The organism is Paraburkholderia dioscoreae (assembly GCF_902459535.1).
GTDB classification, from domain to species: Bacteria; Pseudomonadota; Gammaproteobacteria; order Burkholderiales; family Burkholderiaceae; genus Paraburkholderia; species Paraburkholderia dioscoreae.
This window is the reverse complement of the sequence record NZ_LR699553.1, coordinates 4149971-4174958: the sequence shown is the minus strand read 5'-3', so window position 1 is coordinate 4174958 and position 24988 is coordinate 4149971. Positions and strand designations below refer to the sequence as shown.

The 24988-nt window shown below is 58.9% G+C and carries 28 protein-coding genes; all 28 read left to right on the top strand.

Annotation, left to right across the window (positions count from 1 at the left end; translation table 11 throughout):
- The first annotated feature begins 17 nt into the window (after positions 1 to 17).
- The 28 genes from rpoB (at position 18) to rplO (ending at position 24954) form a co-directional block, all read left to right on the top strand.
- Positions 18 to 4124, top strand: coding sequence for a DNA-directed RNA polymerase subunit beta (gene rpoB / locus PDMSB3_RS18895; protein ID WP_165187159.1), 4107 nt, complete (start codon positions 18 to 20; stop codon positions 4122 to 4124).
- A 21-nt stretch (positions 4125 to 4145) separates the two neighbouring features.
- Positions 4146 to 8384 (top strand): DNA-directed RNA polymerase subunit beta', encoded by a 4239-nt coding sequence (gene rpoC, locus PDMSB3_RS18890; RefSeq protein WP_007180141.1) that lies wholly within the window; start codon positions 4146 to 4148, stop codon positions 8382 to 8384.
- Positions 8385 to 8603: 219 nt separating this feature from the next.
- The gene (gene recQ / locus PDMSB3_RS18885; protein ID WP_165187157.1) at positions 8604 to 10451 is read left to right on the top strand and encodes a DNA helicase RecQ; all 1848 of its coding nucleotides are present in this window, start codon (positions 8604 to 8606) and stop codon (positions 10449 to 10451) included.
- Between the two features lie 221 nt (positions 10452 to 10672).
- Entirely contained in the window at positions 10673 to 11053 is a 381-nt protein-coding gene (gene rpsL, locus PDMSB3_RS18880; RefSeq protein WP_006998493.1) for a 30S ribosomal protein S12, read from the top strand.
- A 179-nt stretch (positions 11054 to 11232) separates the two neighbouring features.
- On the top strand, positions 11233 to 11703 hold the full coding sequence (gene rpsG / locus PDMSB3_RS18875; protein WP_006053291.1) for a 30S ribosomal protein S7: 471 nt from the start codon (positions 11233 to 11235) through the stop codon (positions 11701 to 11703).
- Between the two features lie 134 nt (positions 11704 to 11837).
- Complete coding sequence (gene fusA, locus PDMSB3_RS18870; RefSeq protein WP_007180139.1) at positions 11838 to 13940, top strand: elongation factor G; 2103 nt, start codon at positions 11838 to 11840, stop codon at positions 13938 to 13940.
- Between the two features lie 47 nt (positions 13941 to 13987).
- Positions 13988 to 15178 (top strand): elongation factor Tu, encoded by a 1191-nt coding sequence (tuf, locus tag PDMSB3_RS18865; RefSeq protein WP_007180138.1) that lies wholly within the window; start codon positions 13988 to 13990, stop codon positions 15176 to 15178.
- Between the two features lie 131 nt (positions 15179 to 15309).
- Positions 15310 to 15621, top strand: a complete 312-nt coding sequence (gene rpsJ / locus PDMSB3_RS18860; RefSeq protein ID WP_006998489.1) for a 30S ribosomal protein S10 — start codon at positions 15310 to 15312, stop codon at positions 15619 to 15621.
- Positions 15622 to 15822: 201 nt separating this feature from the next.
- Positions 15823 to 16482, top strand: a complete 660-nt coding sequence (gene rplC / locus PDMSB3_RS18855) for a 50S ribosomal protein L3 (protein WP_007180137.1) — start codon at positions 15823 to 15825, stop codon at positions 16480 to 16482.
- Complete coding sequence (rplD, locus tag PDMSB3_RS18850) at positions 16482 to 17102, top strand: 50S ribosomal protein L4 (protein WP_007180136.1); 621 nt, start codon at positions 16482 to 16484, stop codon at positions 17100 to 17102. Before rplC ends, rplD begins: the two co-directional genes overlap by 1 nt.
- A complete protein-coding gene (gene rplW / locus PDMSB3_RS18845) occupies positions 17099 to 17413 on the top strand; it encodes a 50S ribosomal protein L23 (protein WP_007180135.1) in 315 nt (104 codons plus the stop codon). The genes rplD and rplW overlap by 4 nt, the downstream gene beginning before the upstream one ends.
- A 2-nt stretch (positions 17414 to 17415) precedes the next feature.
- On the top strand, positions 17416 to 18243 hold the full coding sequence (gene rplB / locus PDMSB3_RS18840; RefSeq protein WP_121315897.1) for a 50S ribosomal protein L2: 828 nt from the start codon (positions 17416 to 17418) through the stop codon (positions 18241 to 18243).
- A 10-nt stretch (positions 18244 to 18253) separates the two neighbouring features.
- On the top strand, positions 18254 to 18529 hold the full coding sequence (gene rpsS / locus PDMSB3_RS18835; protein ID WP_004199273.1) for a 30S ribosomal protein S19: 276 nt from the start codon (positions 18254 to 18256) through the stop codon (positions 18527 to 18529).
- Between the two features lie 7 nt (positions 18530 to 18536).
- Positions 18537 to 18869 (top strand): 50S ribosomal protein L22, encoded by a 333-nt coding sequence (gene rplV / locus PDMSB3_RS18830; RefSeq protein ID WP_007180133.1) that lies wholly within the window; start codon positions 18537 to 18539, stop codon positions 18867 to 18869.
- An 11-nt stretch (positions 18870 to 18880) separates the two neighbouring features.
- Entirely contained in the window at positions 18881 to 19687 is an 807-nt protein-coding gene (rpsC, locus tag PDMSB3_RS18825) for a 30S ribosomal protein S3 (RefSeq protein ID WP_007180132.1), read from the top strand.
- Positions 19688 to 19689: 2 nt separating this feature from the next.
- Positions 19690 to 20106: a 50S ribosomal protein L16 gene (gene rplP, locus PDMSB3_RS18820; protein ID WP_007180131.1), complete on the top strand. Its 417-nt coding sequence runs from the start codon at positions 19690 to 19692 to the stop codon at positions 20104 to 20106.
- A gap of 10 nt (positions 20107 to 20116) precedes the next feature.
- On the top strand, positions 20117 to 20311 hold the full coding sequence (gene rpmC, locus PDMSB3_RS18815; protein WP_007180130.1) for a 50S ribosomal protein L29: 195 nt from the start codon (positions 20117 to 20119) through the stop codon (positions 20309 to 20311).
- The gene (gene rpsQ, locus PDMSB3_RS18810; RefSeq protein WP_007180129.1) at positions 20308 to 20580 is read left to right on the top strand and encodes a 30S ribosomal protein S17; all 273 of its coding nucleotides are present in this window, start codon (positions 20308 to 20310) and stop codon (positions 20578 to 20580) included. The genes rpmC and rpsQ overlap by 4 nt, the downstream gene beginning before the upstream one ends.
- A 290-nt stretch (positions 20581 to 20870) precedes the next feature.
- Positions 20871 to 21239, top strand: a complete 369-nt coding sequence (rplN, locus tag PDMSB3_RS18805; RefSeq protein ID WP_006052212.1) for a 50S ribosomal protein L14 — start codon at positions 20871 to 20873, stop codon at positions 21237 to 21239.
- A 9-nt stretch (positions 21240 to 21248) separates the two neighbouring features.
- Positions 21249 to 21557, top strand: a complete 309-nt coding sequence (rplX, locus tag PDMSB3_RS18800) for a 50S ribosomal protein L24 (RefSeq protein WP_006052213.1) — start codon at positions 21249 to 21251, stop codon at positions 21555 to 21557.
- A 17-nt stretch (positions 21558 to 21574) separates the two neighbouring features.
- Complete coding sequence (gene rplE / locus PDMSB3_RS18795) at positions 21575 to 22114, top strand: 50S ribosomal protein L5 (RefSeq protein ID WP_006052214.1); 540 nt, start codon at positions 21575 to 21577, stop codon at positions 22112 to 22114.
- 7 nt (positions 22115 to 22121) lie between these two features.
- Positions 22122 to 22427, top strand: coding sequence for a 30S ribosomal protein S14 (gene rpsN / locus PDMSB3_RS18790; RefSeq protein WP_006052215.1), 306 nt, complete (start codon positions 22122 to 22124; stop codon positions 22425 to 22427).
- 14 nt (positions 22428 to 22441) lie between these two features.
- On the top strand, positions 22442 to 22837 hold the full coding sequence (gene rpsH / locus PDMSB3_RS18785) for a 30S ribosomal protein S8 (protein WP_006052216.1): 396 nt from the start codon (positions 22442 to 22444) through the stop codon (positions 22835 to 22837).
- A gap of 18 nt (positions 22838 to 22855) precedes the next feature.
- A complete protein-coding gene (rplF, locus tag PDMSB3_RS18780) occupies positions 22856 to 23386 on the top strand; it encodes a 50S ribosomal protein L6 (protein WP_012434569.1) in 531 nt (176 codons plus the stop codon).
- Positions 23387 to 23398: 12 nt separating this feature from the next.
- On the top strand, positions 23399 to 23764 hold the full coding sequence (gene rplR / locus PDMSB3_RS18775) for a 50S ribosomal protein L18 (protein ID WP_006052218.1): 366 nt from the start codon (positions 23399 to 23401) through the stop codon (positions 23762 to 23764).
- 14 nt (positions 23765 to 23778) lie between these two features.
- Complete coding sequence (gene rpsE / locus PDMSB3_RS18770; RefSeq protein ID WP_007180127.1) at positions 23779 to 24297, top strand: 30S ribosomal protein S5; 519 nt, start codon at positions 23779 to 23781, stop codon at positions 24295 to 24297.
- Between the two features lie 10 nt (positions 24298 to 24307).
- A complete protein-coding gene (gene rpmD / locus PDMSB3_RS18765; protein WP_007180126.1) occupies positions 24308 to 24490 on the top strand; it encodes a 50S ribosomal protein L30 in 183 nt (60 codons plus the stop codon).
- 29 nt (positions 24491 to 24519) lie between these two features.
- Positions 24520 to 24954, top strand: coding sequence for a 50S ribosomal protein L15 (gene rplO / locus PDMSB3_RS18760; RefSeq protein WP_007180125.1), 435 nt, complete (start codon positions 24520 to 24522; stop codon positions 24952 to 24954).
- Positions 24955 to 24988: the final 34 nt, after the last annotated feature.

Sequence of the window (24988 nt, the reverse complement as noted above, 5' to 3'; positions counted from 1 at the left end):
CGTGATTCGGAGATCGTATGCAATATTCCTTCACCGAGAAGAAGCGTATTCGCAAGAGTTTTGCGAAGCGCCCCATCGTTCACCAAGTACCTTTCCTGCTGGCTACCCAGCTTGAATCATTCAGTACGTTTCTGCAAGCAGACACGTCGTCCACGCAACGCAAGCCGGAAGGCCTGCAGGCTGCGTTTACCTCCGTTTTCCCAATTGTTTCGCATAACGGGTTCGCTCGTCTAGAGTTCGTCAGCTACATGCTGTCGCCGCCGGCATTCAACATCAAGGAATGTCAGCAGCGCGGTTTGACGTACTGCTCGGCCCTGCGCGCGAAAGTGCGTCTGGTGCTGCTCGACAAGGAATCGCCGAGCAAGCCGGTTGTTAAGGAAGTGAAAGAACAGGAAGTGTACATGGGCGAAATTCCGCTCATGACGCCGACGGGTTCGTTCGTCATCAACGGCACGGAACGTGTGATCGTTTCGCAGTTGCACCGTTCGCCGGGTGTGTTCTTCGAACACGACAAGGGCAAGACGCACAGCTCGGGCAAGCTCCTGTTCTCGGCACGTATCATTCCTTACCGCGGTTCGTGGCTCGATTTCGAGTTCGACCCGAAGGACGTGTTGTACTTCCGCGTCGACCGTCGCCGTAAGATGCCGGTCACGATCCTGCTGAAGGCAATCGGCCTCACGCCGGAACAGATCCTCGCAAACTTCTTCGTGTTCGACAATTTCACGCTGATGCCGGAAGGCGCGCAAATGGAATTCGTTCCGGAGCGTCTGCGTGGTGAAGTCGCGCGTTTCGACATCACGGACCGTGATGGCAACGTGATCGTCCAGAAGGACAAGCGGATCAACGCGAAGCACATTCGCGATCTCGACAACGCGAAGACCAAGTTCATCTCGGTTCCGGAAGACTATTTGCTCGGCCGCGTGCTGGCGAAAAACGTCGTGGACGGCGACACAGGTGAAGTCATCGCTAACGCGAACGACGAAATCACGGAAACCGTGCTCGAGAAGCTGCGCGAGTCGAAGATCAAAGACATCCAGACGCTCTACACGAACGATCTGGATCAAGGTCCGTACATCTCGTCGACGCTGCGTATCGACGAAACCGCGGACAAGATGGCCGCTCGCATCGCGATCTACCGCATGATGCGTCCGGGCGAGCCGCCGACCGAAGAAGCGGTCGAGGCGCTGTTCAACCGTCTGTTCTACAGCGAAGACGCATACGACCTCTCGAAGGTGGGTCGTATGAAGTTCAATCGCCGCGTCGGTCGCGACGAAATCGTCGGCCCGATGACGCTGCAAGACGACGACATCCTCGCCACGATCAAGATCCTGGTCGAGTTGCGTAACGGCAAGGGCGAAGTGGACGACATCGACCACTTGGGCAATCGTCGTGTGCGTTGCGTCGGCGAACTGGCGGAAAACCAGTTCCGCGCAGGTCTCGTGCGCGTCGAACGTGCTGTGAAGGAACGCCTCGGCCAAGCCGAAAGCGAAAACCTGATGCCGCACGACCTGATCAACTCGAAGCCGATTTCCTCGGCAATTCGCGAGTTCTTCGGTTCGTCGCAGCTGTCGCAGTTCATGGACCAAACGAACCCGTTGTCGGAAATTACCCACAAGCGCCGTGTTTCGGCACTTGGCCCGGGCGGTTTGACGCGTGAGCGCGCTGGTTTTGAAGTCCGCGACGTGCACCCGACTCACTACGGTCGTGTGTGCCCGATTGAAACGCCGGAAGGTCCGAACATCGGCCTGATCAACTCGCTCGCTCTGTACGCGCACCTGAACGAATACGGCTTCCTCGAAACGCCGTATCGCAAGGTCGTGGACAGCAAGGTGACCGATCAGATCGACTATCTGTCGGCGATCGAAGAAGGCCGTTACGTGATCGCTCAGGCGAACGCGGCGGTGGCTGAAGACGGCTCGCTGACCGACGAACTGGTGTCGTCGCGTGAAGCAGGCGAAACGCTGATGGTCACGCCGGACCGCATCCAGTACATGGACGTGGCGCCGTCGCAGATCGTGTCGGTGGCAGCATCGCTGATTCCGTTCCTCGAGCACGATGACGCGAACCGCGCATTGATGGGTTCGAACATGCAGCGTCAGGCTGTGCCGTGTCTGCGTCCTGAAAAGGCCGTGGTCGGTACGGGTATCGAACGCACGGTGGCAGTCGACTCGGGTACGACGGTTCAGGCATTCCGCGGTGGCGTGGTGGATTACGTCGACGCAGGCCGTATGGTGATCCGCGTGAACGACGACGAAGCCGTTGCTGGCGACGTCGGCGTGGACATCTACAACCTGATCAAGTACACGCGTTCGAACCAGAACACGAACATCAACCAGCGCCCGATCGTAAAGGTCGGCGATATCGTGTCGCGTGGCGACGTGCTGGCGGATGGTGCATCGACCGACCTCGGCGAACTGGCTCTCGGCCAGAACATGCTGGTCGCGTTCATGCCCTGGAACGGCTACAACTTCGAAGACTCGATTTTGATCTCGGAGAAGGTGGTTGCTGACGACCGTTACACGTCGATCCACATCGAAGAACTGAACGTCGTAGCTCGCGATACGAAGCTCGGACCGGAAGAAATCACGCGCGACATCTCGAACCTGGCTGAAGTGCAACTCGGCCGTCTCGACGAGTCGGGCATCGTCTACATCGGCGCGGAAGTCGAAGCGGGCGACGTGCTGGTCGGTAAGGTGACGCCGAAGGGTGAAACCCAGCTGACGCCGGAAGAAAAGCTGCTGCGCGCAATTTTCGGCGAAAAGGCTTCGGACGTGAAGGACACGTCGCTGCGCGTGCCGTCGGGCATGAGCGGCACCGTGATCGACGTCCAGGTGTTCACGCGTGAAGGCATTCAGCGCGACAAGCGCGCGCAACAGATCATCGACGATGAACTGAAGCGCTATCGCCTCGACCTGAACGACCAGCTGCGTATCGTGGAAGGCGATGCGTTCCAGCGTCTCGCACGTATGCTCGACGGCAAGGTCGCGAACGGCGGTCCGAAGAAGCTGGCCAAGGGCACGAAGATCGAACAGGCTTATCTGCAAGATCTGGATCACTACCACTGGTTCGACATCCGCCTCGCGGACGAAGAAGCAGCGGCACAGCTCGAAGCCATCAAGGACTCGATCGAACAGAAGCGTCACCAGTTCGATCTGGCGTTCGAAGAAAAACGCAAGAAGCTCACGCAAGGCGACGAACTGCCGCCGGGCGTGTTGAAGATGGTCAAGGTGTACCTGGCAGTCAAGCGCCGCCTGCAGCCTGGCGACAAGATGGCCGGCCGTCACGGTAACAAGGGTGTCGTGTCGAAGATCGTTCCGATCGAAGACATGCCGTACATGGCCGACGGCCGTCCGGCTGACGTCGTTCTGAACCCGCTCGGCGTGCCGTCGCGGATGAACGTGGGTCAGGTTCTCGAAGTGCATCTGGGTTGGGCCGCGAAGGGTCTCGGCTGGCGTATCGGCGAAATGCTGCAGCGCCAGGCGAAGATCGCTGAACTGCGCGAATTCCTGACCAAGATCTACAACGAGTCGGGCCGCGCCGAAGAGCTGGACAGCTTCACGGACGACGAGATCGTCGAACTGGCGAAGAACCTGCGCGAAGGCGTGCCGTTCGCTACGCCGGTGTTCGACGGCGCGACGGAAGAAGAAATGTCGCGCGCGCTGGATCTGGCATTCCCGGACGATATCGCGAAGCAGCTCGGCATGACGCCGTCGAAGAATCAGGTGCGTCTGTACGACGGCCGCACGGGCGAAATGTTCGAACGCACGGTGACAGTCGGCTACATGCACTACCTGAAGCTGCACCACCTGGTCGACGACAAGATGCACGCGCGTTCCACGGGCCCGTACTCGCTCGTGACGCAGCAGCCGTTGGGCGGTAAGGCGCAATTCGGTGGCCAGCGTTTCGGTGAAATGGAAGTGTGGGCGCTCGAAGCGTACGGCGCATCGTACGTGCTGCAGGAAATGCTGACGGTGAAGTCGGACGACGTGACAGGCCGGACCAAGGTTTATGAAAACCTGGTCAAGGGCGATCACGTAATCGACGCCGGCATGCCGGAATCCTTCAACGTGTTGGTGAAGGAAATCCGCTCGCTCGGTATCGATATCGACCTCGACCGCAACTAATCGGACTACGGAGAGAAAGCAATGAAAGCTCTGCTCGATCTATTCAAGCAAGTCCAACAGCCTGAAGTTTTTGACGCGATCAAGATCGGTCTGGCTTCGCCGGACAAGATCCGTTCGTGGTCGTTCGGTGAAGTGAAGAAGCCGGAAACCATCAACTACCGGACGTTCAAGCCGGAACGCGATGGTTTGTTCTGCGCGAAGATCTTCGGGCCGATCAAAGACTACGAATGCCTTTGCGGCAAGTACAAGCGCCTGAAGCACCGTGGCGTGATCTGCGAGAAGTGCGGCGTTGAAGTGACGCTGGCGAAAGTGCGTCGCGAACGCATGGGCCACATCGAACTGGCCTCGCCGGTTGCGCACATCTGGTTTTTGAAGTCGCTGCCGTCGCGTCTGGGCATGGTGCTCGACATGACGCTGCGCGACATCGAACGCGTGCTGTACTTCGAAGCATATGTCGTGATCGATCCGGGCATGACGCCGCTGAAAGCGCGGCAGATCATGACCGAAGAGGATTACTACAACAAGGTCGAAGAATACGGTGACGAATTCCGTGCCGAGATGGGCGCGGAAGGCGTGCGCGAACTGCTGCGCGCGATCAACATCGACGAACAGGTCGAGATGCTGCGCACCGAACTCAAGAACACGGGTTCGGAAGCGAAGATCAAGAAGTACGCGAAACGCCTGAAGGTGCTCGAGGCTTTCCAGCGTTCGGGCATCAAGCCTGACTGGATGGTGCTCGAAGTGCTGCCGGTGCTGCCGCCGGAACTGCGCCCGCTGGTGCCGCTGGATGGCGGCCGCTTTGCGACGTCGGACCTGAACGACCTGTATCGCCGCGTGATCAACCGTAACAACCGGTTGAAGCGTCTGCTCGAATTGAAGGCGCCTGAAATCATCGTCCGCAACGAAAAGCGGATGCTACAGGAAGCCGTCGATTCGCTGCTCGACAACGGTCGTCGCGGTAAGGCTATGACCGGCGCGAACAAGCGTCCGCTGAAGTCGCTCGCTGACATGATCAAGGGTAAGGGCGGTCGTTTCCGCCAGAACCTGCTCGGTAAGCGCGTCGACTATTCGGGCCGTTCGGTGATCGTGGTCGGCCCGACGCTCAAGCTGCATCAGTGCGGTCTGCCGAAGCTGATGGCGCTCGAACTGTTCAAGCCGTTCATCTTCAACAAGCTCGAAGTGATGGGTGTCGCCACCACCATCAAGGCTGCGAAGAAGGAAGTCGAGAACCAGACGCCGGTGGTGTGGGACATTCTCGAAGAAGTCATTCGTGAACATCCGGTCATGCTGAACCGTGCGCCTACGCTTCACCGTCTCGGCATTCAGGCTTTCGAGCCGGTGCTGATCGAAGGTAAGGCGATCCAGCTGCACCCGCTCGTTTGCGCGGCGTTCAACGCCGACTTCGACGGTGACCAGATGGCTGTTCACGTGCCGCTGTCGCTCGAAGCGCAGATGGAAGCGCGCACGCTGATGCTGGCGTCGAACAACATTCTGTTCCCGGCCAACGGCGATCCGTCGATCGTGCCGTCGCAGGATATCGTGCTCGGCCTGTACTACGCGACGCGTGAAGCAGTGAACGCCAAGGGCGAAGGTCTGACGTTCACCGGTGTGTCGGAAGCATTGCGTGCGTACGAGAACAAGGAAGTCGAGCTGGCCTCGCGCGTCAACGTGCGGATCACAGAAATGGTCCATAACGAAGACAAGTCGGAAGGTGCGCCGGCGTTCGTGCCGAAGATCTCGCTGTACCCAACCACCGTCGGCCGCGCAATCCTGTCGGAAATCCTTCCGCCGGGCCTGCCGTTCTCGGTGCTGAACAAGCCGCTGAAGAAGAAGGAAATCTCGCGTCTGATCAACACTGCATTCCGCAAGTGCGGTCTGCGTGAAACGGTGATTTTCGCCGACCAGTTGATGCAGTCGGGTTTCCGTCTGGCAACGCGCGCGGGTATCTCGATCTGCGTCGACGACATGCTCGTGCCGCCGCAGAAGGAAACCATCGTCGGCGACGCCGCGAAGAAGGTGAAGGAATACGACCGTCAGTACATGTCGGGTCTCGTCACGTCGCAAGAACGCTACAACAACGTGGTCGACATCTGGTCGGCAACGTCGGAAGCGGTCGGTAAGGCGATGATGGAGCAGTTGTCGACGGAACCGGTCACGGATCGCGACGGCAACGAAACGCGTCAGGAATCGTTCAACTCGATTTACATGATGGCGGACTCGGGTGCTCGTGGTTCCGCGGTTCAGATTCGTCAGCTGGCCGGTATGCGTGGGCTAATGGCGAAGCCGGACGGCTCGATCATCGAGACGCCGATTACGGCGAACTTCCGTGAAGGCCTGAATGTGTTGCAGTACTTCATCTCGACCCACGGCGCACGTAAGGGTCTGGCTGATACGGCACTGAAGACGGCAAACTCGGGTTACCTGACGCGCCGTCTGGTCGACGTGACGCAGGATCTGGTGGTGGTCGAGGACGATTGCGGTACGTCCAACGGCGTCGCCATGAAGGCGTTGGTCGAAGGCGGTGAAGTCGTCGAAGCGCTGCGTGACCGTATCCTCGGGCGCGTGACGGTGGCTGACGTCGTCAATCCGGAATCGCAGGAAACGCTGTACGAAACGGGCACGTTGCTCGACGAAGATGCGGTCGAAGAAATCGAACGCCTCGGTATCGACGAAGTGCGCGTGCGTACGCCGCTGACTTGCGAAACGCGTTACGGTCTGTGCGCAGCCTGCTACGGCCGCGACCTGGGTCGTGGCTCGTCGGTCAACGTCGGTGAAGCAGTCGGTGTGATCGCTGCGCAGTCGATCGGTGAACCGGGCACGCAGCTCACGATGCGTACGTTCCACATCGGTGGTGCGGCATCGCGTGCGGCGGTGGCTTCGTCGGTTGAAGCGAAGTCGAACGGTACGGTGCGTTTCACGGCAACCATGCGTTACGTCACCAACGCGAAGGGCGAGCAGATCGTCATCTCGCGTTCGGGCGAAGCGATGATCACCGACGACCACGGTCGCGAGCGCGAACGTCACAAGGTGCCGTACGGCGCGACGCTGTTGCAACTGGACGGCGCGCAGATCAAGGCCGGCACGCAACTGGCGACGTGGGATCCGATGACGCGTCCGATCATCACCGAGTACGGTGGTACGGTGAAGTTCGAAAACGTCGAAGAAGGCGTGACGGTTGCCAAGCAGATCGACGACGTGACGGGTCTGTCCACGCTGGTCGTGATCGACGTGAAGCGTCGTGGTTCGCAAGCGTCGAAGACGGTGCGTCCGCAGGTCAAGCTGCTCGATGCGAACGGCGAAGAAGTCAAGATCCCGAACACCGAGCACTCGGTGCAGATCGGCTTCCAGGTCGGCGCTCTGATTACCGTGAAGGACGGTCAGCAAGTGCAGGTCGGTGAAGTGCTCGCACGGATCCCGACTGAATCGCAGAAGACGCGTGACATTACAGGCGGTCTGCCACGTGTGGCGGAACTGTTCGAAGCACGTTCGCCGAAGGACGCAGGTATCCTGGCGGAAGTCACGGGTACGACGTCGTTCGGTAAGGACACGAAGGGCAAGCAGCGTCTCGTTATCACGGACCTCGAGGGCAACCAGCACGAGTTCCTGATCGCGAAGGAAAAGCAGGTTCTGGTGCACGATGGTCAGGTCGTCAACAAGGGCGAAATGATCGTCGACGGGCCGGCGGATCCGCACGACATTCTGCGTTTGCAGGGCGTCGAGGCGCTGTCGCGTTACATCGTGGACGAAGTGCAGGACGTGTACCGTCTGCAAGGCGTGAAGATCAACGACAAGCACATTGAAGTGATTGTTCGTCAGATGCTGCGCCGCGTGCAGATTACGGACAACGGCGATACGCGTTTCATCCCGGGCGAACAGGTCGAGCGGTCGGATATGCTCGACGAAAACGACCGTATGATCGCGGAAGACAAGCGTCCGGCAACGTACGAAAACGTGCTGCTCGGTATCACGAAGGCCTCGTTGTCGACTGATTCGTTTATCTCCGCGGCGTCGTTCCAGGAAACGACCCGCGTGCTGACCGAAGCGGCGATCATGGGCAAGCGCGACGACCTGCGTGGTCTGAAGGAAAACGTGATCGTCGGCCGTCTGATTCCGGCCGGTACGGGTCTCGCGTTCCACAAGGCACGCAAGAGCAAGGAACTGTCCGACCGCGAGCGTTTCGATCAGATCGCAGCGGAAGAGTCGTTCGAATTCGGTACGCCGGAAACCCCGGCCGCCGAACAGCAGCACTCAGGCGAGTAAGCTCAGGTCAGTAAGCCCAAGCGGCGCAAGCCGCCTGGGCTTACCAGCCAGCGAAGCCGCTCAGTTTCGACTGAGCGGCTTTTTTTATGCGCTTTCTTTTTTGCGCGCTTAACCCTGCTTTGGTAGGCCGAACGGCTAACGTTGCAGTAAAGCGCGGGCGCAGCACGAATGCGTTGGTAAAATTCGTGTCACCGGCATCACGCTGCTTCTCTCAAATTCATGTCCCGTCCGCTCGAAATCCTCAACGAAGTCTTCGGTTACCCCGCGTTCAGAGGACAGCAGGGCGAAATTGTCGAGCACGTCGCCGGCGGCGGCGATTGTCTCGTGCTGATGCCGACGGGCGGCGGCAAATCCTTGTGCTATCAGATTCCGTCGCTGGTGCGCCGCGAACGCGGCTTCGGCACTGGCATCGTTGTGTCGCCGCTGATCGCGCTGATGCAGGATCAGGTGGCCGCGCTTACAGAGGTAGGCGTGCGCGCCGCGTATCTGAATTCGACGCTGTCGAGCGCCGAGGCAATGGCGACCGAGCGTGCATTGCGCGAAGGCGAAATCGACCTGCTTTACGTGGCGCCGGAACGGTTGATGACGCCCCGTTTCCAGGAATTGCTGGAGCGTACGCGCATCGGCTTATTCGCCATCGACGAGGCTCATTGTGTGTCGCAATGGGGACATGATTTCCGGCCGGAATACATTCAGTTGTCGGTGCTGCACGAGCGGTTTCCGAACGTGCCCCGAATCGCACTGACGGCCACCGCCGATGCAATCACGCGGGATGAGATCATCCACCGGCTCGCGCTGGACGACGCGCGCATTTTCGTGTCGAGCTTCGACCGGCCGAACATCCGCTATCGCATCGTCGAAAAGGACAACGCGCGTACGCAGTTGCTGGACTTCATCCGCGCAGAACATTCAAAGCCCGATGGCACGACCGACGCCGGTGTCGTTTATTGCCTGTCGCGCCGCAAGGTCGAAGAGACCGCGGAGTGGCTGAAAGAAAAAGGGATGCGCGCGCTGCCGTATCACGCCGGCATGGAGTTCGAATTCCGTCAGAAGCATCAGGAGATGTTTCAGCGCGAGGAAGGCATCGTGATGTGCGCGACGATCGCGTTTGGCATGGGCATCGACAAGCCGGATGTGCGTTTTGTCGCTCACCTCGACTTGCCGAAGAGTGTCGAAGGCTATTACCAGGAAACGGGGCGCGCGGGCCGCGACGGCATGCCGGCGAATGCATGGATGGCCTACGGCCTCGGCGACGTCGTGCAGCAACGCAAGATGATCGACGAGTCCGACGCCGACGACGCGCACAAGCGCGTGCAGACCGGCAAGCTGGACGCGCTGCTCGGTCTCTGCGAAGCGGCAACCTGCCGGCGAGTGCGGTTGCTGGCGTACTTCGGCGAGTCGAGCAAGCCATGCGGCAACTGCGACAACTGTCTCGAACCGCCGGACACCTGGGATGCAACGCGTGAGGCACAGATGGCGCTGTCGTGCGTGTTCCGCGCGCAGCGGGCGAGCGGCTTTCATTTCGGCGCGGGACATCTGATCGACATCCTGCGCGGCAACAGCAACGAGAAAATCCTGCAGCGTGGTCACGAGAAACTGACCACGTTCGGCATCGGCTCGGCGCTAGGCGAACCGGAGTGGCGCGCGATATTTCGCCAACTTGTCGCGTTCGGCTATCTGACGGTCGATCATGAGGGATTCGGCTCGCTGGTCCTGACCGAGGCAAGCAAACCCGTGCTAAAGGGCGAGCAAAACGTCACGATGCGCCGGTACGTGAAGCCGACGCGTACGCGTCAATCGTCCGGCCGGACCAGCGAACGTGCCGACCCGACAATCGGCATGGGACCGCGCGAACGTGCCCGCTGGGAACGCCTGCGCGCATGGCGCACTGAAACGGCGAAGAGCGACGGCGTGCCGGCGTACGTGATCTTCCACGACGCGACGCTGGCGGAAATTGCCCGTAACGGCCCCGATTCCATCGAGGATTTACGCGGCATTCCGGGTATGGGCGCTCGCAAACTCGACCGTTTCGGTGACGAATTGCTGGAAGTGGTCGCCGCCGACTGAGCGCTCAGCGAGTGCCTGACTAGGTTGGCAGGGGTGCGAAACATCGCAACCTGTTGACTCCCTTAGTAATTTCGGAATATTATGCTAGGTTCCGGTTCTTGGAATGCCTGCGCGCGAAGTCCATTCGTGCGCAGGCTACCGGTCCGGAAGTTCGATGCGCAATAGTTTCTGCTTTGCCCGGAAACAGATGCGTCGATTTTGTTCAATTTCAGGAATAAACAATGCCAACCATCAATCAACTGGTTCGCAAAGGCCGCGCGTCGGAAACGACGAAGAGCAAGAGCCCGGCTTTGCAGGACTGCCCCCAGCGTCGCGGCGTGTGCACCCGTGTGTACACCACGACGCCGAAGAAGCCTAACTCGGCACTGCGTAAGGTTGCCAAGGTTCGTCTGACGAACGGCTTCGAAGTCATTTCGTACATCGGTGGTGAAGGCCACAACCTGCAGGAACACTCGGTCGTGCTGATTCGCGGCGGCCGTGTCAAGGATTTGCCGGGTGTGCGTTACCACATGGTTCGCGGCTCGCTGGATACCCAGGGCGTCAAGGATCGTAAGCAGGCTCGCTCGAAGTACGGTGCGAAGCGTGCCAAGGCCGGTAAGTAATTAGCCGATCAGTAGTTTCAGGTCGCCTGCAAAGGCGGTAATAGCGGTGGTACCGGAATCGCCGGTGCTGTCGAGTAAGTGGTCACCCGACCAGGCTGGTAAGTCGTTAGAGATGAATCGGGTTAGTTGGTGGCCGCGGGGCTAAAAATAGCTCCAACTGAAAAGTTAAAGGAAGAAACATGCCGCGTCGTCGCGAAGTCCCCAAGCGGGAAGTGTTGCCGGATCCGAAATTCGGTAACGTAGATGTAGCTAAGTTCATGAACGTGCTGATGCTCTCCGGCAAGAAGTCGGTTGCCGAGCGTATCGTGTACGGCGCTTTCGAACAGATCCAGACCAAGGGTGGCAAGGACCCGCTGGAAGTGTTCACGGTAGCGCTCAACAACGTCAAGCCGGTGGTCGAAGTGAAGAGCCGCCGCGTTGGTGGTGCGAACTATCAGGTTCCGGTCGAAGTGCGCCCGTCGCGTCGTATGGCATTGGCGATGCGTTGGCTGCGTGAAGCCGCGAAGAAGCGCAGCGAGAAGTCGATGGCCCTGCGTTTGGCAGGTGAACTCTCCGAGGCGGCCGAAGGCCGTGGCGGCGCAATGAAGAAGCGCGACGAAGTTCACCGGATGGCAGAAGCCAACAAGGCGTTCTCGCACTTCCGTTTCTAAGCTTCCCGAATCCGGGTTTAGCGGAAAAAACGGAAAGAAATTCCGGGCGGGTGCGCTTACAAAGCGCCTCGCCCGTTTGTGTTACAGCGCGATGGGTATTTTCTCGCATCGCGTCATCCCAATAGAGGATCAAAGTGGCTCGCAAGACACCTATCGAGCGCTACCGTAACATCGGTATTAGCGCTCACATCGACGCCGGCAAAACGACGACGACCGAGCGCATCCTGTTTTACACCGGCGTGAACCACAAGATTGGTGAAGTTCACGACGGCGCTGCCACCATGGACTGGATGGAGCAGGAGCAGGAACGCGGCATCACGATCACGTCCGCTGCTACCACGGCGTTCTGGAAAGGCATGGCTGGCGACCGCGCTGAGCACCGCATCAACATCATCGACACCCCGGGCCACGTCGACTTCACGATTGAAGTTGAGCGCTCGATGCGCGTGCTCGACGGCGCGTGCATGGTCTACTGCGCCGTGGGCGGCGTTCAGCCCCAGTCGGAAACCGTGTGGCGTCAGGCTAATAAGTACAAGGTTCCCCGTCTCGCGTTCATTAACAAGATGGACCGTACAGGCGCGAACTTCTTCAAGGTTTACGACCAGCTCAAGCTGCGTCTGAAGGCGAACCCGGTTCCGGTCGTGGTGCCTATCGGCGCGGAAGAGAACTTCACGGGCGTCGTCGATCTGCTGAAGATGAAAGCGATCATTTGGGACGAAGCGTCCCAAGGCACCAAGTTCTCGTACGAAGAAATCCCGGCCGAACTGGTCGACTCGTGCAACGAGTGGCGCGAAAAGATGGTCGAAGCGGCTGCTGAGTCTAGCGAAGAGCTGATGAACAAGTACCTGGAAGAGGGCGAGCTCTCCGAAGCGGAAATCGTCAAGGGTATCCGCGACCGTACGATCGCTTGCGAAATCCAGCCGATGCTGTGCGGTACCGCGTTCAAGAACAAGGGCGTGCAACGCATGCTGGACGCCGTGCTCGATTTCCTGCCGTCGCCGATCGACATCCCGCCGGTTACGGGCGAGCTGGAAAACGGTGAAAAGGGCGAGCGCCGCGCTGCTGACGACGAGAAGTTCTCGGCACTGGCATTCAAGATCATGACCGACCCGTTCGTCGGCCAGTTGATCTTCTTCCGCGTGTACTCGGGCGTCGTGAATTCGGGTGACACCGTGCTGAACGCGACCAAAGACAAGAAGGAGCGTCTGGGTCGTATTCTGCAGATGCACGCGAACCAGCGCGAAGAAATCAAGGAAGTCCGCGCAGGCGACATCGCTGCTGCAGTCGGCCTGAAAGACGCAACGACCGGCGATACGCTATGCGATCCGCAAAGCCCGATCGTGCTCGAACGCATGATTTTCCCTGAGCCGGTGATTTCGCAGGCTGTTGAGCCGAAGACGAAGCCCGACCAGGAAAAAATGGGTCTGGCGCTGAACCGTCTGGCACAGGAAGATCCATCGTTCCGCGTTCAAACGGACGAAGAATCGGGTCAAACCATTATTTCGGGCATGGGCGAGCTCCACCTGGAAATTCTGGTTGACCGGATGAAGCGCGAATTCGGCGTGGAAGCGACTGTCGGCAAGCCGCAGGTTGCTTATCGCGAAACGATTCGCGGCAAGGCGGAAGACGTTGACGGCAAGTTCGTCAAGCAGTCGGGTGGTCGCGGCCAGTATGGTCACGCAGTCATCACGCTCGAGCCGAATGAGCAAGGCAAGGGCTATGAGTTCCTCGACGAGATCAAGGGCGGTGTCATTCCGCGCGAATACATCCCGGCGGTGGACAAGGGTATCCAGGAAACGCTGAAGGCAGGCGTGCTGGCAGGCTTCCCGGTGGTCGACGTCAAGGTGCACCTGACGTTCGGTTCGTACCACGACGTTGACTCGAACGAAAATGCGTTCCGCATGGCCGGCTCGATGGCGTTCAAGGAAGCAATGCGCAAGGCTCAACCGGTCATCCTCGAACCGATGATGGCTGTAGAAGTCGAAACGCCTGAAGATTACATGGGCAACGTGATGGGCGACCTGTCGGGTCGTCGCGGCATCGTGCAGGGCATGGACGACATGGTTGGCGGCGGCAAGATTGTTCGCGCCGAGGTGCCGCTGTCGGAAATGTTTGGCTACTCGACGTCGCTGCGTTCGCTGACCCAAGGTCGTGCAACGTACACGATGGAGTTCAAGCACTACTCCGAAGCACCGCGTAACGTGTCGGAAGCGATCATCAACGCGAAGTCGAAGTAATCGCGCGGCAAGTCATTCAACGATTAACTTTTTGAAAGAAGAGAAACATGGCTAAAGGTAAATTCGAACGGACCAAGCCGCACGTGAACGTCGGCACGATCGGTCACGTTGACCACGGCAAGACCACGCTGACGGCAGCGATCACGACGGTTCTGACGCAGAAGTTTGGCGGCGAAGCGAAGGCATACGACCAGATCGACGCGGCGCCGGAAGAAAAGGCGCGCGGTATCACGATCAACACGGCACACGTCGAGTACGAAACGGCTAACCGCCACTACGCGCACGTCGACTGCCCGGGCCACGCTGACTATGTGAAGAACATGATCACGGGCGCAGCGCAGATGGACGGCGCGATCCTGGTGTGCTCGGCCGCTGATGGCCCGATGCCGCAAACGCGTGAGCACATCCTGCTGGCGCGTCAGGTTGGCGTTCCGTACATCATCGTGTTCCTGAACAAGTGCGACATGGTGGACGACGCCGAGTTGCTGGAACTGGTCGAGATGGAAGTTCGCGAACTTCTGTCGAAGTACGACTTCCCGGGCGACGAGACGCCGATCATCAAGGGTTCGGCCAAGCTGGCGCTGGAAGGCGACAAGGGCGAGTTGGGCGAAGTGGCGATCATGAATCTGGCCGACGCGTTGGACACGTACATCCCGACGCCGGAGCGCGCAGTTGACGGTGCGTTCCTGATGCCGGTGGAAGACGTGTTCTCGATCTCGGGTCGTGGTACGGTGGTGACGGGTCGCGTTGAGCGCGGCGTTGTGAAGGTCGGCGAGGAAATCGAAATTGTCGGTATCAAGCCGACGGTGAAGACGACCTGCACGGGCGTGGAAATGTTCCGCAAGCTGCTCGACCAGGGGCAGGCAGGCGACAACGTCGGTATCCTGCTGCGCGGCACGAAGCGTGAAGACGTGGAGCGTGGCCAGGTTCTGGCCAAGCCGGGTTCGATCAACCCGCACACGCACTTCACTGCTGAAGTGTACGTGCTGAGCAAGGACGAAGGTGGCCGTCATACGCCGTTCTTCAACAACTATCGTCCGCAGTTCTACTTCCGTACGACGGACGTGACGGGCTCGATCGAGTTGCCGAAGGACAAGGAAATGGTGATGCCGGGCGACAACGTGTCGATCACGGTGAAGCTGATCAACCCGATCGCGATGGAAGAAGGTCTGCGTTTCGCAATTCGCGAAGGCGGCCGCACGGTCGGTGCTGGTGTGGTTGCCAAGATCCTCGAGTAAAATCGCGGATTGATGTATTTGCTGTAAGTGGTGCCCCGGAGCCGGGCGCCGGCCCTCAGCGGGCTCCCGGCTCTACGTTCTTTTATTGTCTGGCGGTGCAATACCGCCTCGCTCTTTTCCAAGGAATTGTCATGCAGAACCAGAAAATCCGCATTCGCCTGAAGGCTTTCGACTATCGCCTTATCGATCAATCGGCAGCTGAAATCGTCGACACGGCAAAGCGGACTGGCGCAATCGTCCGTGGTCCGGTGCCCCTGCCGACCCGCATTCAACGTTTCGACATCCTGCGTTCGCCGCACGTCAACAAGACGTCGCGCGATCAGCTCGAAATCCGTACGCACCAACGCCTGATGGACATCGTCGATCCGACGGACAAGACCGTTGACGCACTGATGAAGCTGGATCTGCCGGCTGGCGTGGATGTGGAAATCAAGCTGCAATAAGGCTGCCAGCGGTTGTCCGGTCTGTCGGGCAACGCTAAGTCATTGATTGCTTGCGGAAAACGAAAAGCCTCGCTATAATGCAAGGCTTTTCGCGCATTTGCGCAAAAAAGTCGGCGTGTTGCAGCATGTATTCATGCCCGAAACGGCGCCGGCATTTTGTAAATTAGCCCCGACCAATCGCAGTCGGGAATGGAGAAAACGATGAGCCTTGGACTCGTAGGTCGCAAGGTTGGCATGACCCGTATCTTCACGGCAGAAGGGGATTCGATTCCCGTTACCGTGCTGGACGTGTCCGACAACCGCGTGACGCAGATCAAGACTGTTGAAACCGACGGCTACACAGCCGTGCAGGTTGCATTCGGTACGCGCCGTGCATCGCGCGTGACGAAGCCGTTGGCCGGTCATCTTGCCAAAGCCGGTGTTCAAGCCGGTGAAATCCTCAAAGAATTCCAGATCGATGCTGCCAAGGCTGCCGAGTTGTCGAACGGCACCGTGGTTGGTCCCGACCTGTTCGAAGTAGGCCAGAAGGTCGACGTGCAAGGCGTGTCGATCGGTAAGGGCTACGCCGGTACCATCAAGCGTTACAACTTCGCATCCGGCCGTGCATCGCACGGCAATTCGCGCTCGCACAACGTGCCGGGCTCGATCGGTATGGCGCAGGATCCGGGTCGTGTTTTCCCGGGTAAGCGCATGACCGGTCACATGGGTGACGATACGGTAACCGTGCAAAACCTCGAAATCGCTCGTATCGACGCTGACCGCAAGCTGTTGCTGGTCAAGGGCGCCGTTCCGGGTGCGAAGGGTGGCAAGGTATTCGTTACGCCGGCCGTGAAGACGCGTGCCGTGAAAGGAGCGAAATAATGGAACTTAAGCTCCTGAATGCCAACGGTCAGGAAGGTGCAGGCGTTAGCGCGTCGGACGTCGTGTTTGGCCGCGATTACAACGAAGCCCTGATTCACCAGGTTGTGGTGGCGTATCAAGCGAATGCCCGTAGCGGCAACCGCGCGCAGAAGGACCGTGAGCAAGTCAAGCACACGACCAAGAAGCCGTGGCGCCAGAAGGGTACGGGCCGCGCCCGTGCCGGTATGTCGTCGAGCCCGTTGTGGCGCGGCGGTGGCCGGATCTTCCCGAATTCGCCGGAAGAAAACTTTTCGCACAAGGTCAACAAGAAGATGCATCGCGCAGGTCTCTGCTCGATCTTCTCGCAGCTGGCCCGCGAAGGCCGTATCTCGGTGGTCGACGAGCTGACGCTCGAAGCGCCGAAGACGAAGCTGCTGGCCGAAAAATTCAAGGCGATGGGTCTCGACTCCGTGCTGGTGATTACCGACACGGTTGACGAAAACCTGTACCTCGCGTCGCGCAACCTCGCCCATGTGGCAGTTGTTGAGCCGCGTTACGCCGACCCGCTGTCGCTGATCTACTTCAAGAAGATCCTGATCACGAAGGCTGCGGTCGCCCAGATCGAGGAGTTGCTGTCATGAGCGAGATTCGCAAGAACGATCATCGTTTGATGCAGGTCCTGCTCGCGCCGGTGATCTCCGAAAAGGCGACGCTGGTGGCCGACAAGAACGAGCAAGTTGTGTTCGAAGTCGCGCCCGATGCCACGAAGCAGGAAGTGAAAGCTGCAGTCGAGCTGCTATTCAAGGTGGAAGTCAATTCCGTCAACGTGTTGGTCTCGAAGGGCAAAGCCAAGCGCTTTGGCCGTTTCATGGGCAAGCGCAAGGACGTGAAGAAGGCGTACGTCTGCCTGAAGCCCGGCCAGGAAATCAACTTTGAAGCGGAGGCCAAGTAATCATGGCAATCGTTAAAGTTAAGCCGACTTCGCCGGGCCGTCGTGCGATGGTCAAGGTGGTCAACAAGGATCTGCATAAGGGCAAGCCGTACGCGCCGCTGCTCGACTCGCAATCCTCAACCGCCGGCCGTAACAACAACGGTCACATCACCACCCGTCATAAAGGCGGTGGTCACAAGCATCACTATCGCGTCGTCGATTTCCGTCGCAATAAGGACGGTATCGCAGCGAAGGTCGAACGTCTTGAGTACGATCCGAACCGTAGCGCGAACATTGCGCTGGTTCTGTACGCAGACGGCGAACGCCGCTACATCATTGCTCCGAAGGGTGTCACCGTCGGTCAGCAATTGATGTCGGGTTCGGAAGCACCGATCCGCGCTGGCAACACGCTGCCGATCCGCAACATTCCGGTCGGTACGACGATCCACTGCATCGAAATGCTGCCGGGCAAGGGCGCGCAAATGGCGCGTTCGGCTGGTACGTCGGCGATGCTGCTGGCTCGTGAAGGCATCTACGCACAGGTCCGCCTGCGCTCGGGTGAAATCCGCCGCGTTCACGTTGAATGCCGCGCGACGATTGGTGAAGTTGGTAACGAAGAGCACAGCCTCCGTCAAATCGGTAAGGCTGGCGCGAACCGCTGGCGCGGTATCCGCCCGACGGTGCGTGGCGTTGCAATGAACCCGGTCGATCACCCGCACGGTGGTGGTGAAGGCAAGACGGCTGCAGGTCGCGATCCGGTGAGCCCGTGGGGCACGCCTGCTAAGGGTTATCGCACCCGCAGCAATAAGCGCACGACGAGCATGATCGTCCAGCGCCGTCACAAGCGTTAAGGAGTAGGCAATGGCACGTTCTGTAAAAAAAGGTCCGTTCTGCGACGCCCATTTGCTGAAGAAAGTTGAGGCGGCAGCAGCTTCGCGGGATAAGAAGCCGATCAAAACCTGGTCGCGCCGTTCGACGATCCTCCCGGATTTCATCGGTCTGACGATCGCCGTTCACAACGGCCGTCAACACGTTCCGGTGTACATCTCGGAAAACATGGTCGGCCACAAGCTTGGCGAGTTTGCATTGACCCGTACGTTCAAGGGTCACGCAGCCGACAAGAAGGCTAAGAAATAAGGGGCTCATGATGGAAGTGAAAGCAATTCATCGCGGTGCCCGCATCTCGGCGCAGAAAACGCGCCTTGTGGCTGACCAGATCCGCGGTTTGCCGGTCGACAAGGCGCTGAACGTTCTGACGTTCTCGCCGAAGAAGGCTGCGGGAATCGTGAAAAAGGTCGTGCTGTCGGCGATCGCGAATGCGGAGCATAACGAAGGCGCCGATATCGATGAGCTCAAGATCACGAGCATCTACATCGACAAGGCTGCGTCGCTCAAGCGTTTTACCGCGCGCGCTAAAGGCCGCGGTAACCGCATCGAGAAGCAATCCTGTCACATCACTGTGACGGTCGGGAATTAAGGGGTCATACGATGGGACAGAAAATTCATCCGACTGGCTTCCGTTTGGCCGTCAGCCGCAATTGGGCGTCGCGTTGGTACGCGAACAACAACAATTTTGCGGCGATGTTGCAGGAAGACATCGGTGTTCGTGAATACCTGAAGAAGAAGCTGAAGAACGCGTCCGTCGGCCGCGTTGTGATCGAGCGACCTGCAAAGAACGCCCGCATCACTATTTTCAGCTCGCGTCCGGGTGTCGTGATCGGTAAGAAGGGTGAAGACATTGAACTGCTGAAGTCCGAGCTGCAAAAGCGCATGGGCGTTCCGGTTCACGTCAACATCGAAGAAATCCGCAAGCCGGAAACCGATGCGCAACTGATCGCGGATTCGATCACGCAACAACTCGAGCGCCGGATTATGTTCCGCCGCGCGATGAAGCGTGCGATGCAAAACGCAATGCGTCTGGGTGCTCAAGGCATCAAGATCATGAGCGCTGGCCGCCTGAACGGTATCGAAATCGCTCGTACGGAATGGTATCGCGAAGGTCGCGTGCCGCTTCATACGCTGCGTGCGGATATCGACTACGCGACGTCGGAAGCAAAGACGACGTACGGCATCATCGGCGTGAAGGTGTGGGTCTACAAGGGCGACACGCTCGGCCGCAACGACGCACCGGTGGTTGAAGAAGTCGCCGAAGAAAAGCGTCCGCGCCGCAACGCACGTCCGGGTGGCGATCGCCGTCCGCGTCGCGATGGTGAAGGTGGTGGCCCGGCAGGTGCACGCCGCGGCGCTCCTCGTCGTGCTGGCGGTGCCGGCGACGGCGGGAAGACTGGAGAATAACGATGCTGCAACCGAAACGCAGAAAGTATCGCAAAGAGCAGAAGGGTCGTAACACCGGCATCGCTACCCGCGGCAACGCGGTTTCGTTCGGTGAGTTCGGCCTGAAGGCTATCGGTCGTGGTCGCTTGACCGCGCGCCAGATTGAAGCGGCACGTCGTGCAATGACGCGTCACATCAAGCGTGGTGGCCGCATCTGGATCCGCATTTTCCCGGACAAGCCGATCTCGCACAAGCCGGCTGAAGTACGGATGGGTAACGGTAAAGGTAACCCTGAGTATTACGTCGCAGAGATTCAACCGGGCAAGATGCTGTACGAAATGGACGGCGTAACCGAAGAGCTGGCACGCGAAGCGTTCCGTCTGGCTGCAGCTAAGCTGCCGCTCAAGACGACGTTTATCGTGCGTCAGCTCGGCGCCTAAGGAGCAAATGATGAAGGCTTCCGAACTTCACCAGAAAGATCAGGCCGCGCTCAACAAGGAGCTGTCGGACCTGTTGAAGGCGCAATTCGGCCTGCGCATGCAACTCGCGACCCAGCAGCTCACGAACACGAGCCAGCTGAAGAAGGTTCGTCGCGACATCGCACGTGTGCGGACCGTCCTGACTGAGAAGGCGAACCAGAAATGAACGATAGCGTAAAAACCTCGCTCAAGCGGACGCTGGTCGGCAAGGTCGTCAGCAACAAGATGGACAAGACGGTCACCGTGCTGGTTGAGCACCGCGTGAAGCACCCGATCTACGGCAAGTACGTTGTGCGTTCCAAGAAGTACCACGCGCACGACGATGCGAACACGTACAACGAGGGCGACCTCGTTGAAATCCAGGAAACGCGTCCGATTTCGAAGACGAAAGCTTGGGTTGTGGCTCGCCTGGTCGAGGCTGCTCGCGTCATCTGACGCCGCAGTGTTGTAGAAGTAATTGAAATCGCAGTAAGTTTCGCTTGCAAGACCGAGATTATTTGTTATAATTTCGGTCTTCCCTCTTTTATGGGAGCCCCGTCGCGGGCGAAGTTGGTGGGGGGAGCGGTTCAGGCGCCAGTCTGTTCCGAAGGATTCACCGGATTGCGATGGCGGGTTTCGTTTGCCGTCGCTGCTGTTCTAACCCAAGCAGCCGATTGGCTGACGGGACCAAGACTGACCGGGTACGCCATGGTGGTGTGACCGGATTAAGTTGGGAAAGATAAACCATGATCCAGACCGAAACTCGGCTTGAAGTGGCCGACAACACGGGTGCGCGTGAAGTTATGTGCATCAAGGTGCTCGGCGGCTCGAAGCGTCGTTATGCCAGCATTGGCGACATCATCAAGGTGACCGTCAAAGAAGCAACGCCGCGCGGGCGCGTGAAGAAAGGCGAAATTTATAACGCCGTGGTGGTTCGCACCGCCAAGGGCGTGCGCCGTCAGGACGGCTCGCTGATCAAGTTCGATGGCAACGCCGCTGTGTTGTTGAATGCCAAGCTCGAACCTATTGGCACCCGTATTTTCGGGCCTGTCACGCGCGAGTTGCGCAGCGAACGATTCATGAAGATCGTTTCGTTGGCACCTGAAGTGCTGTAAGGAGTCGCGATGAACAAGATTCGCAAAGGTGACGAAGTTATCGTCATCACCGGCAAAGATAAAGGCAAGCGCGGCGTCGTGCTGTCCGTTGGCGAAGGCAAAGTGATTGTCGAGGGTATTAACCTCGTCAAGAAGCACGTCAAGCCGAACCCGATGAAGGGTACGACGGGCGGTGTGGAAGCCAAGACGATGCCGCTGCAAATTTCGAACGTCGCATTGGTCGACGCGAATGGCAAGGCGTCGCGTGTAGGCATCAAGGTCGAGGGAGACAAGAAAGTCCGTTTCCTTAAAACGACCGGTGCCGAGCTGAGCGCCTGACGCTGCGGAGTAAAAAAATGGCTCGTTTGCAAGAGTTTTACAAAGAGAAAGTTGTACCCGGCCTCATCGAGAAGTTCGGTTACAAGTCCGTGATGGAAGTGCCGCGCATCACCAAGATCACCCTGAATATGGGCCTTGGCGAAGCGGTTGCTGACAAGAAGATCATCGAAAACGCCGTTGGCGACCTGACGAAGATCGCAGGCCAGAAGCCGGTGATCACGAAGGCACGCAAGGCAATCGCTGGCTTCAAGATCCGTCAGGGCTATCCGATCGGTGCAATGGTCACGTTGCGTGGTCAGGCAATGTACGAATTTCTGGACCGTTTCGTGACGGTTGCGCTCCCTCGTGTGCGTGACTTCCGTGGCGTGTCGGGTCGTGCATTCGATGGTCGCGGCAACTACAACATCGGTGTGAAAGAGCAGATCATTTTCCCCGAAATCGACTACGACAAGATCGACGCGCTGCGTGGGCTGAACATCAGCATCACGACGACTGCGAAGACCGACGACGAAGCAAAGGCCCTGCTCGCCAGCTTCAAGTTCCCGTTCAGAAACTGAGGTTACCGTGGCTAAACTGGCACTGATCGAACGTGAAAAGAAGCGTGCTCGCCTTGCCGCTAAGTACGCTCCCAAACGTGCTGAGCTGAAAGCGATCATCGGCGATATGAGCAAGTCGGACGAAGAGCATTACGCAGCACGTCTGGAACTGCAACAACTGCCGCGCAACTCTAATCCGACCCGTAAGCGTAATCGTTGCGCAATTACCGGTCGCCCGCGTGGCACGTTCCGTAAATTCGGGCTGGCGCGTAACAAGATTCGCGAAATCGCGTTCCGCGGCGAGATCCCTGGCCTGACCAAGGCGAGCTGGTAATAGGAGAAACGTAAATGAGCATGAGTGATCCTATCGCCGATATGCTGACTCGCATCCGCAATGCGCAGATGGTTGAGAAAGTCTCGGTGACTATGCCCTCGTCGAAAGTCAAGGTTGCGATTGCGCAGGTCCTGAAGGACGAAGGCTATATCGATGATTTCGCAGTGAAGTCCGAAGGTGCGAAGTCTGAATTGAACATCGTGTTGAAGTACTACGCTGGCCGTCCGGTCATCGAACGCATTGAACGCGTTTCGAAGCCTGGTCTGCGTGTGTACCGCGGCCGTAACGACATCCCCGTGGTCATGAATGGCCTCGGCGTGGCAATTGTGTCGACGCCGAAGGGCGTGATGACGGACCGCAAGGCGCGTGCAACGGGCGTTGGCGGCGAAGTCATCTGCTACGTCGCTTAAGGCCGAAAGGAGAGAAACATGTCTCGAGTAGGTAAAAGCCCGGTCGCGCTGCAAGGCGCAGAAGTGGCCCTGAGCGACGATCGCATCACCGTCAAGGGCCCGCTGGGTACGATTACGCAGGCGGCAAACCGCCTCGTGAAAGTGGTGAACGACAACGGCACGCTGAATTTCGAGCCGGTTGACGAAAGCCGCGAAGCGAATGCGATGTCGGGCACGATGCGCGCACTGGTTGCGAACATGGTGAACGGCGTGACGAAGGGTTTCGAGCGCAAGCTGACGCTGGTTGGCGTTGGCTACCGCGCACAGGCGCAAGGCGACAAGCTGAACCTGTCGCTGGGTTTCTCGCACCCTGTGGTGCACCAGATGCCGGAAGGCGTCAAGGCTGAGACCCCGACGCAAACCGAAATCGTGATCAAGGGGATCAACAAACAACAAGTTGGCCAGGTCGCTGCAGAAGTGCGCGGCTATCGCCCGCCGGAGCCCTATAAGGGCAAGGGTGTGCGTTACGCCAATGAGGTTGTGATCCTCAAAGAAACGAAGAAGAAGTAAGGGTGCGCAATCATGGATAAGACTCAATCTCGCCTGCGCCGCGCTCGTCAGACGCGTATCAAGATCGCTGAGCTGCAGGTCGCGCGTCTCGCCGTGCATCGCACGAACACGCACATCTATGCGCAAGTGTTCTCGCCGTGCGGCACCAAGGTGCTCGCCAGCGCGTCGACGCTCGAGGCCGAAGTGCGTGCGCAATTGGCTGATCAAACGGGCAAGGGCGGCAACGTCGCTGCTGCCACGCTGATCGGTAAGCGCATCGCAGAAAAGGCTAAGGCTGCCGGCATCGAATCCGTCGCCTTCGACCGTTCGGGTTTCCGTTACCACGGCCGCGTGAAAGCGCTGGCTGATGCGGCGCGCGAAGCCGGACTCAAGTTCTAAGGGAAGAATTCGTCATGGCAAAGATGCAAGCGAAAGTTCAGGCTGACGAACGCGACGACGGCCTGCGCGAAAAGATGATTTCGGTCAACCGCGTGACCAAGGTTGTGAAGGGCGGCCGGATTCTCGGTTTCGCCGCGCTGACCGTGGTCGGCGACGGCGATGGCCGCATCGGCATGGGCAAGGGCAAAGCGAAGGAAGTTCCGGTTGCTGTTCAAAAGGCAATGGAACAAGCTCGCCGTAACATGTTCAAGGTGCCGCTGAAGAACGGTACGTTGCAACACGAAGTGCATGGTAAGCACGGCGCATCCGCAGTTCTCCTCGCTCCGGCGAAGGACGGTACGGGCGTGATCGCTGGTGGCCCGATGCGCGCAGTGTTCGACGTAATGGGCGTGCAAAACGTGGTTGCTAAGAGCCACGGTTCGACGAACCCGTACAACCTCGTTCGTGCAACGCTCGACGGTCTGCGCAAGCAGTCCACGCCGGGCGACATCGCGGCGAAGCGCGGCAAGTCCGTCGAAGATATTCTGGGCTAAGGTGGACACCATGTCTGATAAAACTGTCAAGGTCCAGCTCGTCAAGAGCCTGATCGGCACCCGTGAGACGCACCGTGCAACGGTGCGTGGCTTGGGCCTGCGCCGACTCAACTCGGTTAGCGAGTTGCAGGACACGCCGGCTGTGCGCGGCATGATCAACAAGGTTTCGTACCTCGTTAAGGTCATCAGCTAAGCGGCTGACCAGGACTCAAGGAGTTGATAATGGAATTGAATAACCTGAAGCCGGCTGAAGGCTCGAAGCACGCTAAGCGTCGCGTCGGCCGTGGTATCGGCTCCGGTCTGGGCAAGACGGCTGGCCGCGGTCACAAGGGTCAGAAGTCGCGCTCAGGCGGCTTTCACAAGGTTGGCTTCGAAGGCGGTCAAATGCCGCTGCAACGTCGCCTGCCGAAGCGTGGCTTTACTTCGCTGACGAAGGAATTCGTTGGTGAGGTGCGTCTCTCGGATCTGGAAAAGCTGCCGGTCGATGAAATCGATCTGCTGGCTCTGAAGCAAGCCGGCTTGGTCGGCGAGTTGATCAAGAGCGCCAAGATCATCGCGACGGGCGAGCTCAAGCGCAAGGTCGTTGTGAAGGGTCTGGGTGCGACGAAGGGTGCGCGCGCTGCTATCGAAGCAGCCGGCGGCTCTTTTGCCGAGTAACGCGCAAGCTAATTGCCGTCACTAGCATTTGCAT